General features: G+C 69.0%; 15 protein-coding genes. 11 read left to right on the top strand and 4 right to left on the bottom strand.

Translation table 11 applies throughout. From position 1 onward, the window contains the following. From urtE to ureG, 8 genes are all read left to right on the top strand, one after another. Window positions 1-693: an urea ABC transporter ATP-binding subunit UrtE gene (gene urtE / locus BX604_RS03175; RefSeq protein ID WP_098549535.1), complete on the top strand. Its 693-nt coding sequence runs from the start codon at window positions 1-3 to the stop codon at window positions 691-693. A gap of 195 nt (window positions 694-888) precedes the next feature. Then, window positions 889-1,764: an urease accessory protein UreD gene (locus tag BX604_RS03180; RefSeq protein ID WP_098549536.1), complete on the top strand. Its 876-nt coding sequence runs from the start codon at window positions 889-891 to the stop codon at window positions 1,762-1,764. Window positions 1,765-2,001: 237 nt separating this feature from the next. Further along, window positions 2,002-2,304, top strand: a complete 303-nt coding sequence (gene ureA, locus BX604_RS03185; RefSeq protein WP_006048588.1) for an urease subunit gamma — start codon at window positions 2,002-2,004, stop codon at window positions 2,302-2,304. Window positions 2,305-2,317: 13 nt separating this feature from the next. After that, complete coding sequence (locus BX604_RS03190; RefSeq protein ID WP_098549537.1) at window positions 2,318-2,623, top strand: urease subunit beta; 306 nt, start codon at window positions 2,318-2,320, stop codon at window positions 2,621-2,623. Between the two features lie 28 nt (window positions 2,624-2,651). Continuing rightward, entirely contained in the window at window positions 2,652-4,358 is a 1,707-nt protein-coding gene (gene ureC, locus BX604_RS03195; RefSeq protein WP_098549538.1) for an urease subunit alpha, read from the top strand. A gap of 17 nt (window positions 4,359-4,375) precedes the next feature. After that, window positions 4,376-5,002 (top strand): urease accessory protein UreE, encoded by a 627-nt coding sequence (ureE, locus tag BX604_RS03200; RefSeq protein WP_098549539.1) that lies wholly within the window; start codon window positions 4,376-4,378, stop codon window positions 5,000-5,002. Next, window positions 4,989-5,669, top strand: coding sequence for an urease accessory protein UreF (locus BX604_RS03205; RefSeq protein WP_098549540.1), 681 nt, complete (start codon window positions 4,989-4,991; stop codon window positions 5,667-5,669). Before ureE ends, BX604_RS03205 begins: the two co-directional genes overlap by 14 nt. 14 nt (window positions 5,670-5,683) lie before the next feature. Next, complete coding sequence (ureG, locus tag BX604_RS03210) at window positions 5,684-6,331, top strand: urease accessory protein UreG (protein WP_098549541.1); 648 nt, start codon at window positions 5,684-5,686, stop codon at window positions 6,329-6,331. A 59-nt stretch (window positions 6,332-6,390) separates the two neighbouring features. On the opposite strand, the gene waaA is transcribed toward ureG, so the two are convergent. The 4 genes from waaA to BX604_RS03230 all read right to left on the bottom strand — a co-directional run bounded on the left by waaA (window position 6,391) and on the right by BX604_RS03230 (window position 11,286). Further along, the gene (gene waaA / locus BX604_RS03215; RefSeq protein WP_098549542.1) at window positions 6,391-7,746 is read right to left on the bottom strand and encodes a lipid IV(A) 3-deoxy-D-manno-octulosonic acid transferase; all 1,356 of its coding nucleotides are present in this window, start codon (window positions 7,744-7,746) and stop codon (window positions 6,391-6,393) included. A 34-nt stretch (window positions 7,747-7,780) separates the two neighbouring features. Then, a complete protein-coding gene (locus BX604_RS03220) occupies window positions 7,781-8,665 on the bottom strand; it encodes a Kdo hydroxylase family protein (RefSeq protein WP_098549543.1) in 885 nt (294 codons plus the stop codon). A gap of 43 nt (window positions 8,666-8,708) precedes the next feature. Further along, on the bottom strand, window positions 8,709-9,704 hold the full coding sequence (gene waaC / locus BX604_RS03225; RefSeq protein ID WP_098549544.1) for a lipopolysaccharide heptosyltransferase I: 996 nt from the start codon (window positions 9,702-9,704) through the stop codon (window positions 8,709-8,711). 187 nt (window positions 9,705-9,891) lie between these two features. Further along, on the bottom strand, window positions 9,892-11,286 hold the full coding sequence (locus BX604_RS03230) for a phosphomannomutase/phosphoglucomutase (RefSeq protein WP_098549545.1): 1,395 nt from the start codon (window positions 11,284-11,286) through the stop codon (window positions 9,892-9,894). 242 nt (window positions 11,287-11,528) lie between these two features. On the opposite strand from BX604_RS03230, the gene BX604_RS03235 reads away from it, so the two are divergent. Genes BX604_RS03235 through BX604_RS03245 form a run of 3 tightly spaced genes read left to right on the top strand, consistent with a single transcriptional unit; the run spans window position 11,529 to window position 14,785 of the window. Then, on the top strand, window positions 11,529-12,785 hold the full coding sequence (locus BX604_RS03235; protein WP_098549546.1) for an oligosaccharide flippase family protein: 1,257 nt from the start codon (window positions 11,529-11,531) through the stop codon (window positions 12,783-12,785). Then, complete coding sequence (locus tag BX604_RS03240) at window positions 12,782-13,606, top strand: glycosyltransferase (RefSeq protein WP_098549547.1); 825 nt, start codon at window positions 12,782-12,784, stop codon at window positions 13,604-13,606. Before BX604_RS03235 ends, BX604_RS03240 begins: the two co-directional genes overlap by 4 nt. Window positions 13,607-13,648: 42 nt before the next feature. Continuing rightward, window positions 13,649-14,785: a glycosyltransferase family 4 protein gene (locus BX604_RS03245; protein ID WP_098549548.1), complete on the top strand. Its 1,137-nt coding sequence runs from the start codon at window positions 13,649-13,651 to the stop codon at window positions 14,783-14,785. The last annotated feature ends 12 nt before the right edge of the window (window positions 14,786-14,797 follow it).

A 14,797-nucleotide genomic window follows, 5' to 3' on the forward strand; every position in this document is an offset into this window, starting at 1 on the left:
ATGCTGAAGATCGATGCACTGAACCAGTACTACGGCGGCAGCCATATCCTGCGCAACGTCACGCTTGCCGCCGACGACGGCAAGCTCACCGTGCTGCTCGGCCGCAACGGCGTCGGCAAGAGCACGCTGCTGCGCTGCCTGATGGGCGTCGTCGCCGCGAAAAGCGGCAGCGTGTCGTGGCGCGGCACGGCCCTCGGCACGCTGCCGCCGTATGCGCGCGTCGCGGCCGGGCTCGCGTACGTGCCGCAGGGCCGCGACATCTTTCCGCGACTCACCGTCGAGGAGAACCTGCTCGTCGGCGCGGCAAGCCGCCGCGCGCCGTCGAAGGTGCCCGACCGCATCTACGACCTGTTCCCGGTGCTGAAGGACATGCGCGCGCGGCGCGGCGGCGACCTGTCGGGCGGCCAGCAGCAACAGCTCGCGATCGGCCGCGCGCTGATGAGCGAGCCGCAACTGCTGATCCTCGACGAGCCGACCGAGGGCATCCAGCCGTCGATCATCCAGGACATCGGCCGCACGCTGCGCCAGCTCGTCGACGAATCGAAGATGACCGTGCTGCTCGTCGAGCAGTATTACGACTTCGCGCGCGCGATCGCGGATCGCTACTGGGTGATGAGCCGCGGCGAGATCGTCGCGGGCGGCGATGCGCGGGACATGGAAACGAACGGCGTGCGCGAGTTGATCGCCGTGTAGCGACGCGGGCGGCGCGGAACGAAGCCGGGCGGCAACGGTCCGTCGTTCGCCGACACGGCAAGCGTCGGCACGTCGGCGCTGCCGCCAGTCGTTCATGCCGCGTTCAGCCACGCGAAAGCTGATTCGTATAGTGTTGCGGTTGCATCCATGTCCACCGCGCCCACACCTGTTCCTCCGTCCGCCCGCTTCCCGCCGATGTCCGCTCTCGACTCCCACGCTCCGCTGTCCCGTCCCGCCATCGCCAAGTCGTGGCACGGCCGCCTGGAACTCGGCTTCGAACGGCACGGCGCGCGCACGACGCTCGCGCATCGGCGGCACGACGGCCCGCTGCGCGTGCAGCGGCCGCTGTATCCGGAAGGCGATGCGATCTGCCACGCAGTGATCCTCCATCCGCCGGGCGGCGTCGCGGGCGGCGACCGGCTCGACATCGACATCGCGCTCGGCGACGGCACGCATGCGGTGCTGACGACACCCGGCGCGACCAAGTGGTACAAGTCGAACGGGCTCGACGCGACCCAGCGCATCGGCATCACGCTCGGCGCGCACGCAACGCTCGACTGGCTGCCGCAGAACAACCTGTTCTTCAACGCGGCACATGCCGCGCTCGACTTCACGGTCACGCTCGGCGCGGGCGCGAGCGCGATCGGCTGGGACGCGACGCAGCTCGGCCGGCAAGCGGCCGGCGAAGCGTGGTCGGCAGGCCGCATCGTGTCCACGTCGGCACTGGTCGACGCCGCCGGCCGGCCGTTGTGGACCGAGCGCGCGCTGCTCGATGCGCGCGATCCGCTGCGCGGCGCGCTGCAGGGCCTCGCCGGCTTCCCCGTCTACGGCACGCTGTGGGCGACCGGCGCCGCGTGCGATGCCGCGCTCGCCGAAGCGCTCGCCGCGCGGCTGCCGTTCGACGACGCACTGCGCGCGGGCGCGACCTGCGTGACGCCCGGCGTCGTGCTGGTGCGCGCGCTGTCGACGTCGATGGAAACGCTGCAGCGCCTCTTCACCGACTGCTGGCTGCACCTGCGGCCGATCGTGCACGGCGTCGACGCGCGGCCGCTGCGAATCTGGCAAACCTGAGCGCGCCGCACACGGCGCGCACCGTTTCGGCGCAGCGCGGCGTCGGCGCTGCATGCGTTTCATGCATCGCGCACCACGAACGCGCATGGCCATGCGTCCCAGCGACATGGCACACACCTTGCTGCTTACATAACGGATACACGACGCACGAAAAATGGCGCGGTGCTACGATGACCCGCGCATTCGCCGGCACCCTGCGCACCGATAAAAATTACGTTTTCCTGAACGATTGCCTTCATGAAACTGACTCCCCGAGAAAAGGACAAGCTGCTGATCTTCACGGCAGCCCTTCTGGCCGAACGCCGCCGTGCGCGCGGACTGAAGCTCAACTATCCGGAAGCGGTCGCGTTCATCACCGCCGCGCTGATGGAAGCCGCGCGCGACGGCAAGACCGTCGCCGAGGTGATGCACTACGGCACGACGCTGCTCACGCGCGACGACGTGATGGAAGGCGTCCCCGAGATGATCCCCGACATCCAGGTCGAGGCGACCTTCCCCGACGGCACGAAGCTCGTCACCGTCCACCACCCGATTCCGTGACCGAGGCCCCCGCATGATCCCCGGCGAAATCCTCACCGACGACGGCGAACACGAACTGAACGCGGGCCGCGCGACGCTCGCGCTCGTCGTCGCGAACACCGGCGACCGCCCCGTGCAGGTCGGCTCGCATTACCACTTCTTCGAAGTCAACGACGCGCTGTCGTTCGACCGTGCGGCCGCGCGCGGCTTCCGGCTCAACATCGCGGCCGGCACGGCCGTGCGCTTCGAGCCGGGCCAGACGCGCACTGTCGAACTCGTCGCGCTGGCCGGCGAGCGCGTCGTCTACGGTTTTCAGGGCAAGGTGATGGGGCCGCTGTAAGCGCGCCCCGCTCTTCAGGAACAGCAACATGACACTACGCTTGAGCCGCCGCGCGTATGCGGAAATGTTCGGGCCGACGACGGGCGACCGCGTGCGGCTCGCCGATACCGAACTGCTGATCGAGATCGAACGCGACTACACGATCTACGGCGAGGAAGTGAAGTTCGGCGGCGGAAAAGTGATCCGCGACGGCATGGGCCAGTCGCAGCGCGTGGCCGCCGACGTGCCCGACACGATCATCACGAACGCGGTGATCCTCGATCACTGGGGCATCGTGAAAGCCGACATCGCGATCAAGCACGGCCGCATCGCCGCGATCGGCAAGGCCGGCAATCCCGACATCCAGCCAGGCGTGACGATCGCGATCGGCGCCGCGACCGAAGTGATCGCCGGCGAAGGGCTGATCGTGACGGCCGGCGGCATCGACACGCACATTCACTTCATCAGCCCGCAGCAGATCGACGAAGCGCTCGCATCGGGCGTCACGACGATGCTCGGCGGCGGCACGGGGCCGGCCACCGGCACCAACGCGACGACCTGCACGCCGGGCCCGTGGCACATGGAGCGGATGCTGCAGGCGGCCGACGGCTGGCCGATCAACCTCGGCTTTCTCGGCAAGGGCAACGCGAGCCTGCCGCAGCCGCTCGTCGAGCAGGTCGCGGCCGGCGCGATCGGCCTGAAGCTTCACGAAGACTGGGGCACGACGCCCGCCGCGATCGACAACTGCCTGTCGGTCGCCGACGACACCGACACGCAGGTCGCGATCCACACCGACACGCTGAACGAAGCCGGCTTCGTCGAATCGACGGTCGCCGCGTTCAAGGGCCGCACGATCCACACGTACCACACCGAAGGCGCGGGCGGCGGCCATGCGCCCGACATCCTGAAGGTGTGCGGCGAGGCGAACGTGCTGCCGTCGTCGACCAACCCGACGCGCCCGTACACGATCAACACGCTCGAGGAACATCTCGACATGCTGATGGTGTGCCACCACCTCGATCCGTCGATCGCCGAGGATCTCGCGTTCGCCGAATCGCGGATCCGCCACGAGACGATCGCGGCCGAGGACATCCTGCACGACCTCGGCGCGCTGTCGATGCTGTCGTCCGACTCGCAGGCGATGGGCCGCGTCGGCGAAGTGATCATCCGCACCTGGCAGACCGCGCACAAGATGAAGGTGCAGCGCGGCGCGCTGCCCGGGGACGGCACGCGCAACGACAACTTCCGCGCGAAACGCTATGTCGCGAAGTACACGATCAACCCGGCGATCACGCACGGGATCGCGCACGAAGTCGGCTCGATCGAGCCCGGCAAGTGGGCCGACCTCGTGCTGTGGGAGCCGGCGTTCTTCGGGATCAAGCCGTCGATGATCCTGAAGGGCGGAATGATCGCGGTCGCGCAGATGGGCGACCCGAACGGGTCGATCCCGATGCCGCAGCCGGTCCACTACCGCGAGATGTTCGCCACGCGCGGCGGCGCGCTCGCGCGCACGTCGCTGACCTTCGTGTCGCAGATGGCCGCCGATGCGGGCATCGCCGAACGCTACGGGCTCGCGAAGCGCGTCGTGCCGGTGCGCAACTGCCGCAACGTGACGAAAGCCGACATGATCCACAACGCGTGGCGGCCGTCGATCAGCGTCGATCCCGAAACCTACGACGTGATCGCCGACGGGCAACTGCTCACCTGCGAGCCGGCGTCGGTGCTGCCGATGGCGCAGCGCTATTTCCTGTTCTGATTTCCGGTTTTCGTTCCATGCGCACCCTCGACAAACGCATTGCCCCGAACGTGAAGCTCGCCGCGTCGCTCGTCGCGCGCGCGCCGACGCTCACGCTCGCCTATGACGCCCGCTGCAAGAGCCGCCTCGCGGCGACGCTCGACACCGGCGAGGACGTCGCGGTCCTGCTGCCGCGCGGCACCGTGCTGCGCGACGGCGACGTGCTGGTCGCCGACGACGGCGCGCTCGTGCGCATCGCCGCCGCCCCCGAAACGGTGCTGCGCGTGCGCGCGGGCGACACGCTGACGCTGATGCGCGCCGCGTATCACCTCGGCAACCGCCATACGCCGGTCGAGATCGGCGACGGTTACCTGAAGCTCGAAGCCGACCCGGTGCTCGCGGACATGCTGCGCCGGCTCGGCACGCAGGTCGAAGAGACGCACGCGCCGTTCCAGCCGGAAGCCGGCGCGTATGGCGGCGGTCACAAGCACGGGCACGATGCGACGTTCGCCGAAGACTATGCGCTCGCGCAGCAGGTATTCGGCGAGCACCACGGCCACGGCCACGCTCACTCGCACGATCACGATCACGATCACGATCACGATCACGATCATCAGCATGGTCCGGGCTGCACGCACGGCCACCACGGCCATGACCACCACTGAGCTCGTCGCGCTGCTGCATCTCGCGTCGCCCGCGTTGCCGATCGGCGCGTTCAGCTATTCGCAGGGACTCGAAGCCGCGCTCGACGCGAACCTGATCCGCGATGCCGATACCGCGCGCGACTGGATCGCGAGCGGGCTGACCGACGTGCTCGCGCACGGTGAGCTGCCGTTCCTCGCGCACCAGCTCGCACGCTGGCACGCGCACGATGCCGACGCGCTGGTACGCGAGAACGCGTGGTTCGTCGCGAGCCGCGAATCGGCCGAGTTGCGCCGCGAGACCGAACAGATGGGCTGGTCGCTCGCGCAGCTCTGCGCGTCGCTCGAATGGGGCGATGCCGCGCGTCGCGCGACGCTCGCATCGCTGTCGCCGATCGCGCTGCCGACCGCATTCGCCTATGCAGCCGCCGCACACGACGCCGGCGCCGACGCGGTGCTCGCCGCATACGCGTTCGGCTGGGTCGAAAACCAGACGTCGGCGGCACTGAAAGCGGTGCCGCTCGGCCAGCTCGCGGGCCAGCGCATCATCGTCGCGCTGCGCGGCGCAATCGACGCGGCCGTGCGCCGCGCGCTCGCCACGCCGCCCGACGCGATCAACACCTTTGCGCCGCAGCTCGGCATCCTGTCCGCCCGGCACGAAACCCAGTATTCGCGGTTGTTCCGCTCCTGAATCCGATACCCGCCATGAACGCATTCGCTCCCTCCTCCGCCCGCCGCACCAAGAAACTGCCGCCGCTGCGCGTCGGCATCGGCGGCCCGGTCGGCTCCGGCAAGACCACGCTGCTCGAAATGCTGTGCAAGGCGATGCGCGAGCGGTACGACCTCGTCGCGATCACGAACGACATCTATACGAAGGAAGACCAGCGCCTGCTGACGGTCGCGGGTGCGCTGCCCGAGGCGCGCATCATGGGGGTCGAGACGGGCGGCTGCCCGCACACGGCGATCCGCGAGGATGCGTCGATCAATCTCGAGGCCGTCGACCGGATGCTGTCGCGCTTTCCCGATGCCGACATCGTGTTCATCGAATCGGGCGGCGACAATCTCGCGGCGACCTTCAGCCCCGAGCTGTCGGACCTGACGATCTACGTGATCGACGTCGCGGGCGGCGAGAAGATTCCGCGCAAGGGCGGCCCCGGCATCACGAAGTCCGACCTGCTCGTGATCAACAAGACCGACCTCGCGCCGCTCGTCGGCGCGAACCTCGACGTGATGGCGTCCGACACAAAGAAGATGCGCGGCGAGCGCCCTTACGTGATGACGAACCTGAAGGCGCTCGAAGGCGTCGCGGACGTCGTCGCGTTCATCGAAAAGAAGGGATTGCTGACGGTCTGAGCGGCAAGGCGGCACCCGCGGCCGCCTCGCCTGCTCCGGCGGCATTGCGCCGCCTGCGTCTAGTCGTCGGACGCGTCCTGCGCGTCCTCTGTCACGCGCGTGCCGCGCTCCACCGGCGGCAGCAGCGCCGCGAGCACGTCGACCGAACGCGCGGTCGCGCCGCGATGGCGCGATGCGAACGCCGCGCCGGCCGCGCCCATCGCGATGCGTCGCGCGTTGTCGGCAAACAGCGCGTCGAGCACGTGCGCGAGATCGAGCGGATCGGCGACCTGCATCGCCGCACCGGCCGCGACCGCATCGGCGCTCGCCTGCGTGAAGTTGAACATGTGCGGCCCGATCAACACCGGCACACCGACCGCGCACGCTTCGATCAGGTTCTGCCCGCCGAGCGGCAGCAGGCTGCCGCCGATGAACGCGATGTCGGCCGCCGCGTAGTACGCGCCCAGCTCGCCCATCGAATCGCCGAGCAGCACGGCCACGTCGGCCGGCAGCGGTTCGGCCGCCGCGTGCCCGGCCGCGAGCGCCGCCATGTCGGCAGCCCACGCGGAGCGCCGCACGCACTTGAGCCCGCCGCGCTCGACCAGCGCCTCGACTTCGGCGAAACGCTGCGGATGACGCGGCACCAGAATCAGCAGCGCGCCAGGCGTGCGCATCGCGGCGAACGCCTGCAGCACCAGCGCTTCTTCGTTCTCGCGCGTGCTGGCCGCGACCCACACGGGCCGCGCACCGATCGCGTCGCGCCACGCGTGGCCGCGCGCCGCCAGCTCCGGCGGCGTCGTCATGTCGAACTTCAGGTTGCCGAGCACCGTCACGTTGCGCGCGCCGAGCGACGACAGCCGCTCCGCATCGGCCGGGCTCTGCGCGAGCACGCGCGAGAAGCCGCCGAACACGTCGCGCGTCGCCGCACCGAACTTCGCCGCGCGCCGGTGCGAGCGCGCGGACATCCGCGCATTGGTCAGCACGAGCGGCACGTCCGCGCGACGACACTCGTCGATCAGCGTCGGCCACACCTCGGTTTCCATCACGAGGCCGAGCGTCGGCCGCCACGCGCGCAGGAAGCGCCGTACCGCGCCGGGCATGTCGTACGGCAGGTAGCAGCGCAGCACGCGATCGCCGAAGATCTGCTCGCCGGTGGCGCGCCCGCTCGGCGTCATGTGCGTGAGCAGGATGCGCGCGTCGGGACGCGCACGCATCAGCGCATCGATCAGCGGTTGGGCGGCACGTGTCTCGCCGACCGACACCGCATGCACCCACACCAGCGGCGCGCGATCGTCCGGCGAGCGGCCCGCGCCGTGGCCGAAGCGCTCGCCGATATGCTCGCGATAGCCGCGCTCCCTGCGCGAACGCACCAAGAGCCGGATGACGGCGACCGGCGCGACGAGCCACCACAGCGCGCGATAGATCGCCCTCAGCATGCGCGGGCTCCGGAGCGGCGAATGCGGTGCGCGCTCAAACCAGCGCCCTGCCCTGCAGGCGCTCGAGAATGCCGAGCGGCGCGCATTCGCGGCGCACCATCGCATCGACCGGCAGGAAGAAGGTTTGCTCGAGCATGAACTGGCCGGACATCACAGCGTGCGAAGTCTGATCGGAGAAACATATCCACACGCTGCCCGGCGGAAACGGCATCGTCTGCTGCGGACAGGTTTTCTGGTAGTCGAGATCGGCCTTCATCCCGTCGTGCAGGTTCAGCATCAGGTGGTCGTATGCGCTGCGCGGCGACTTCGTCACGTGCAGCAGGTTCAGCAGCCATGCCGCGCCCGGCAACTGCGGCCGGATCGTCGGCAGGAAGCGCTTCGCGACGTCCTCGAACGGTTCGCCGACACGCCACACGCGCGGCTGGCCGGCCGGGTTCACGTTGGTGAACACGCGCAGGATCCGCTCGCCGTAGTTCGGCCGCGACGGAAACGCGTCGACGTGCAGCCGGCTGTCGTCCTTGCGCCACGACGTCTGGCGCGTCTCGACCTGCATCAGCCGCAGGCTCGTCGGCGCGACGCGCAGCTTGCCGCGGTATTCGGGAAAGAGGCCGTCGACGAGCGTGCCCGCCTGATGCTGGAAGCGCGCGACCAGCGCGCGTACGGCCGACTGCGTGACGCTGTCGCCGAGCACGCCGGCAAGCGCGCCGCCGTTCGGCGCGAGGCTGATGTTCTTGCGTTTCGGATCGGCAAGCGCCGGATCGAGCAGCGCTTCCTCGCCGCCTTCGATCGCGAAGCGCAGGTGCGGGAAATACAGCACCTTGCCTTCCTCGACCGCGGCCAGCAACTGCTCGCGCGGCGCCGACAGGTTGTGTCCGCTCCAGTCGGCGGACGGGACTTCGATGATCTGGGATTCGCTCATGGTCGATTCGCGTGCGTAACAGACAAGGCAGGCATGACGGGCATTACAGCAGACCGAAGCCCGCGAGCGCCGTCTTCACCTGCGCGATCGACGGCGGCTGCCCCGCCGTGCCGAGATTGACGACGTTCGGCGACCAGTAGCCGCCGGTACGCCAGGCCGTCGAGAAATTGTACAGTTCGACCGTCGGACGCTTCAGCGCGGCCGCGATATGAACCAGACCTGTATCAACCCCCACCGTCGCGGCGGCGCCGTCGATCAGGCCGACCACGGCCGGCAGCGACAGCTTCGGCGGCACGATCGCCGCCTCGCCGAACGCCTGAGCCAGCCGCTCGCTGGTCGCGCGCTCCGCGTCGTTGCCCCACGGCAGCACGAGCGACGCGCCGCGCCGCACGAGCGCCTGGCCGAGCTCGATCCACGCGGCGTCCGGCCATTGCTTGTCGGCGCGCGACGTCGCGTGCACGAACACCACGTACGGCACCGGCAGGTTCAGCCCGAGCGCCGCGACCGCGAGCGCGGCCGCACGCGTGTCGAGGCCGAAGTCGACCGGGTCGGCCGGCGTCGGCGCCGGGTCGCCCAGCGCGGCCGCGACGAGCTGGCGCGAACGCTCGACCACGTGCGTGCGCGGCGCGATCGGCACGCGCTTGCGATAGAAGAAGCGCACGGGCCACTCGTAGCCCGCGCCGTCGGTGCGGTTGCCGAGGCCGACGAGCGGGCCGTGCGCCCAGCTCGCGACCCAGGCCGTCTTGATGAGGCCCTGGCAGTCGATCACGAGGTCGTACTGCTCGGCCGCGAAGCGTTTGCGGAACGCGCGGATCTCGCGCCACGTCGCGCCCGACAACGGCTTCTTGCGCCAGCGGCGCAGCGAGAACGGCAGCACTTCACGCACGCCGTCGACGAGCCGCACGAGGTCGACGAAGCTCTCCTCGACGAGCCAGTCGATCTGCGCGTCGGGGTGGCGTCGCCGGATATCGGCGATCACCGGCATGTTGTGCACGACGTCGCCCAGCGACGACACGCGCACGATCAGGATCTTTTGCACGCTGAAAAAACGCCGGCGGACAGCCGGCGACAGGCATAAAGACGCGATTTTATCGCGCCCGGTGAACCACACAGGCAAAAAGCGGCGCACGCAGTACGCGTGCGCCGCTTTTTCGGAAATGGCGCGACGAATCGCCCGGCCGTCGGCCCGGGCGTCGCGCCGGTCGCGGCCCGCAGGCCGCGCGAACTCAGAACGGCAGCTTGACGTCCGGCTTCGCGGCCGTCAGCACGCGGCGGAAGTCCGCCTGGATGCGCTCGAGCCCTTCGCGCGTCTCCGCTTCGAACCGCATCACCACCACCGGCGTCGTGTTCGACGAACGCGCGAGGCCGAAGCCGTCCGGATACTCGACACGCAGCCCGTCGATCGTCACCACTTCGTCCGCGCCTTCGAACTTCGCTTCCTTCTGCAGCTTGTCGATCAGGCGGAAGTTCTCGCCTTCGTCGAGCCACAGCTGCAGTTCGGGCGTGCTCATCGCGTCCGGCAGGCCGTTGAGCAGCGCGCTCGGGTCGGCCGTCTTCGTGAGGATCTCCAGCAGGCGCGCGCCCGTGTAGAGGCCGTCGTCGAAGCCGTACCAGCGATCCTTGAAGAACACGTGGCCGCTCATCTCGCCCGCCAGCGGCGCTCCCGTCTCGCGCAGCTTCGCCTTCACGAGCGAGTGGCCCGTCTTCCACATCAGCGGCTCGCCGCCCTTCGCCTTCACCCATTGCGCGAGGTGACGCGTGCACTTCACGTCGTAGATGATCTGCGCGCCCGGGTTGCGCGACAGCACCTCCTCGGCGAACAGCATCAGTTGACGATCCGGATAGATGATCTGGCCGTCCTTCGTGACGACGCCCAGGCGGTCGCCGTCACCGTCGAACGCGAAGCCGAGTTCGGCGTCGGTGTCCTTCAGCGCCTGGATCACGTCCTGCAGGTTTTCCGGGTGGGCGGGATCCGGGTGGTGGTTCGGGAACGTGCCGTCGATGTCGGTGAAGCGCTCGACGAGCGTGCAGCCCAGTGCCTTGAACAGGCGCGTGGCGAGCGGGCCCGCGACGCCGTTGCCGCCGTCGACGACGAGCTTGATCGGGCGCGCGAGCTTCACGTCGCCGACGATGCGCTCGATGTACTGGTCGGCGACGTCGACCGCTTCGTACGAGCCGCTGCCCGTCTCGAAGCGCGCGTCGACGATGCGGCGATACAGCGCCTGGATCTGCTCGCCGTAGATCGCGGCGCCGCGCAGCACCATCTTGAAGCCGTTGTAGTCGGGCGGGTTGTGACTGCCCGTGACGACGATGCACGAATCGACGCGACGCTCGCCGCCCTTCAGCGCGAGCGGCACGCTCGCCGCGAAATAGCCGACCGGCGTGGGCACCATGCCGACGTCGACGACGTCGACGCCCGCCGCACGCAGGCCATCGGCGAGTGCGCCGATGAGCTCGGGCCCCGACAGGCGGCCGTCGCGCGCGACGACGACCGCGTCGCCGCCCTGGGCACGCACTTCGCTGCCGAAGGCCTGGCCGATCCCGCGCGCCGTGTCGGCGTCGAGCGTCTTGCCGACCACACCGCGAATGTCATATGCCTTGAAAATGGATTGGGAGATCATCGATTCTCTCTCGGTTGCGTGCATGAAAAGTAATCTGGCCGCCTCTTGCGTGTGCCCGGCATGATACATGCGGGCTCCGCGCAACGAGGAACGGGACGGCGGGAGCGGCCCCGATCCAACTTATAATCGCGGGTTTTGATGACGCGCATTGCGCCCATTTTAATGCCTAGCCGTTCCGCCGCCGCCAATCCGCCGCCCCCGGGCACCTTCCCGGCCGCTTCGCGCGCGTGCGGCTGTCCCGCATGCTGAAACGATTCGGCAACCCGGACGTCGCGAAGGCCGTCGCGAACCTCGTCTGGCTGGGGCTCGAACGGCTCACGCAGATCGGCGTCGCGATCGCGATCAGCGGTCTTCTGGCCCGTTATTTCGGGCCGGACGTGTTCGGCAAATGGCAGTATGCGAATACGCTTCTCCTCGTACTGGCGCCGCTCACCTGGGTGTGCGGCGCCGAAATCCTGGTTCCGACCATCGTCCAGCGCCCGCCGGCCCAGCTCGGCGCGGTGCTCGGCAGCGCATTCGCGCTGCGGATCGGCGTGTCCGCCCTCGCGCTGGTCGCGACCTGGATCGCGATCGGCGCGGGCGCGTTCGATCCGCTCGTCGGCGCGATGCTCGCCGGCCTCGCCGTCACGATGGTGTTTCGCGAGCCGTTCGTCGGCGTGATCAACGCGTGGCTGCAGAGCATGACCTACAGCAAGCCGCAGCTCGTGACCAGCATGGTCACGGCGCTGGCGAAGGCGCTGCTCGTCTGGCTGCTGGTGCGCGCGGCCGCCGGCCCGGCCCGCTTCGCGTGGCTGTGGGCGCTGGAGGCCGCCGTGATCGGCTTCGCGCTGCTGCTCTACTACCGCCATCGTAACGGCGGCGCGCTCGGCTGGACGTTCGACAAACCGCTGTTCAGGCACTTTGCGACCGCCGGCACCGTGTTCTGGCTCGGCCTGATCTGCATGTACCTGTTCCTGAAGCTCGACCGCCTGATGCTCGAGCGCCACGTGTCGTTCGCCGACCTCGGCCGCTACGCGGCGGCCCAGCAGCTCAACGAGAACTGGATCACGCTCGCGCTGATGCTCGCGCAGACCATCGCGCCGGCGTTCGTGTACCGCGTGCAGGACGTCGCGCGGCTACGCCGCAACATCGTCCGGCTGATCGCGATGACCGCCGCGCTGATGACGGCCGGCGCGCTGGTGCTGGACGCGGCCGCCCCGCTCATCGTCGGCAAGGTGTTCGGCCACGGCTACGAGGCGTCGGTCGACATCTTCCGCTGGGCCGTCTGGCTGTCCGTGCCGGCCGGCATCGAGGCGATAGGCAATCTTATCGTTCTCAAATATCAAGCAAAATTCGTGTTGCTGGCGAAATGGCTGCTCGCGCTCGCGATCGCCGCGCTCGTCAACGTGTTCGCCATCCCGCGGCTCGGCCTGTACGGCGCGCTCGTCGGGCTCGCGGCCGGCTATGTCGCCGCCGCCGCCGTTAATTTTTATTACATTCGTTTCAAGCTGCGCCCATGACGTCTCCCGATTGCCCGCTCCCGCTCGACGACGTGGCCGTGCTGATGCCGGCCTACAACGGGCACGACGACGTCGCCCGCACCCTCGCGTCGTTTCGCGAGGACGCGCCGGTTCACGTGCTGATCGTCGACGACGGCAGCACGCCGCCGATCGTCGCGCCGACGCTGCCCGGCCTCGAGATCGAGGTGCTGCGCATGCCGCAGAACGGCGGCATCGAGCGCGCGCTCCAGACCGGCATCGACGCGCTCGCCGCACGCGGTTTCCGCTATGCGGCCCGGATCGACGCGGGCGATCTCGCCGCGCCGATGCGCCTCGCGAAACAGCGCGCGTATCTCGACGCCCACCGGCGCGTGGCCTGCGTCGGCATGTGGACCCAGGTCGTGTCGCGCGCCGGCGAGCCGCTTTTCATGCTGACGCCGCCCGCCGATCCGCGCGCGCTGCGCCGCACGCGCTTCCTGCGCTCGCCGCTCGTGCATCCGTCGGTCATGCTGCGCATCGACGCCGTGCGCGAAGTCGGCAACTATCGCGCGAAGTACCGCGCGGCCGAGGATCTCGATCTTTTTTTACGGTTAATGCAACGCTACGATTGCGCGAACCTGCCGGAGCTCGGCCTTTACTACGAGCTCAATGAGGGCGGGATCAGCGCGACCAAGCGTCGCCGCCAGCTGATGTCGACCCTGTCGCTGCTGCTGCGCCACTTCAACGCGCTGAACCCGTACGACTGGGCCGGCCTCGCCAAGAACCTGCTGCATTTCGTGACGCCGTACCGGACGCTGCAGCGGATCAAGCAGGCGCTGTTCGCCGCGCGGCCGTCCGCGTAGCCGATATCCGGCATTTTCGACGCTTTATTTTTCCTTTTTTTCATGTCCGCTACCTCCCCGCTGCGCATCGCGCTCGTGTGCAACACGGCCTGGGCGATCTACACCTACCGCCAAGGGCTGATCCGGACGCTCGTCGCGCGCGGCGCCGAGGTCATCGTGATCGCACCGCACGACCGCACCGTGCCGCTGCTCGAGCAGATGGGCTGCCGCTACGTCGCGCTCGCCGTCGCGTCGAAAGGCACGAGCCCGCGCGAGGATCTCGGCACGCTGGCCGCGCTGGTGCGCCATTACCGCGCGCTCGCGCCCGATCTCGTGTTCCATTACACGATCAAGCCGAACATCTACGGGTCGGTCGCCGCGTGGCTCGCGCGCGTGCCGTCGATCGCGGTCACGACGGGGCTCGGTTACGTATTCATCCAGAAAAGCCGCGCGGCGAGCGTCGCGAAGCGCCTGTACCGGTTCGCGTTCCGCTTCCCGCGTGAAGTCTGGTTCCTGAACCGCGACGATCTCGCCACCTTCACCGACGAGAAACTGCTCGCCCACCCCGAGCGCGCGCGCCTGCTGCACGGCGAAGGCGTCGATCTCGAACAGTTCGCGCCGGTGCCGCTGCCGGCCGGCGCCGCGCCGGTATTCGTGCTGATCGGCCGGCTGCTGTGGGACAAGGGCGTGCGCGAATACGTCGAAGCCGCGCGCGTCGTGCGCCAGCGCTATCCGGCCGCGCGCTTCCAGCTGCTCGGGCCACTCGGTGTCGACAACCCGAGCGCGATCGGCCGCGCGGATGTCGACGCGTGGGTCGGCGAAGGCGTCGTCGACTATCTCGGCGAGGCGCACGACGTGCGCCCGCACATCGCGGCGGCCGACTGCGTCGTGCTGCCGTCGTACCGCGAGGGCGTGCCGCGCACGCTGATGGAGGCGTCCGCGATGGGCCGCCCGATTGTCGCGACCGACGTGCCGGGTTGCCGCGACGTCGTGGCCGATGGCGAAACGGGCTTCCTGTGCCGCGCGCGCGACAGCGCGAGCCTCGCGGAACAATTGATTCGCATGGTCGAGCTCGGCACGGCCGGGCGCGAAGCCATGGGTGCACGCGGCCGACAAAAAGTCGCGGCAGAATTCGACGAGCAGCACGTCGTCGAGCGTTACCGACAGACCATCCATTCGTTGACGGGCATCACACTTTGAAGGAGCGCATCA

The sequence above is a fragment of the Burkholderia sp. JKS000303 genome, assembly GCF_002563755.1.
Classification (GTDB): domain Bacteria; phylum Pseudomonadota; class Gammaproteobacteria; order Burkholderiales; family Burkholderiaceae; genus Burkholderia; species Burkholderia anthina_B.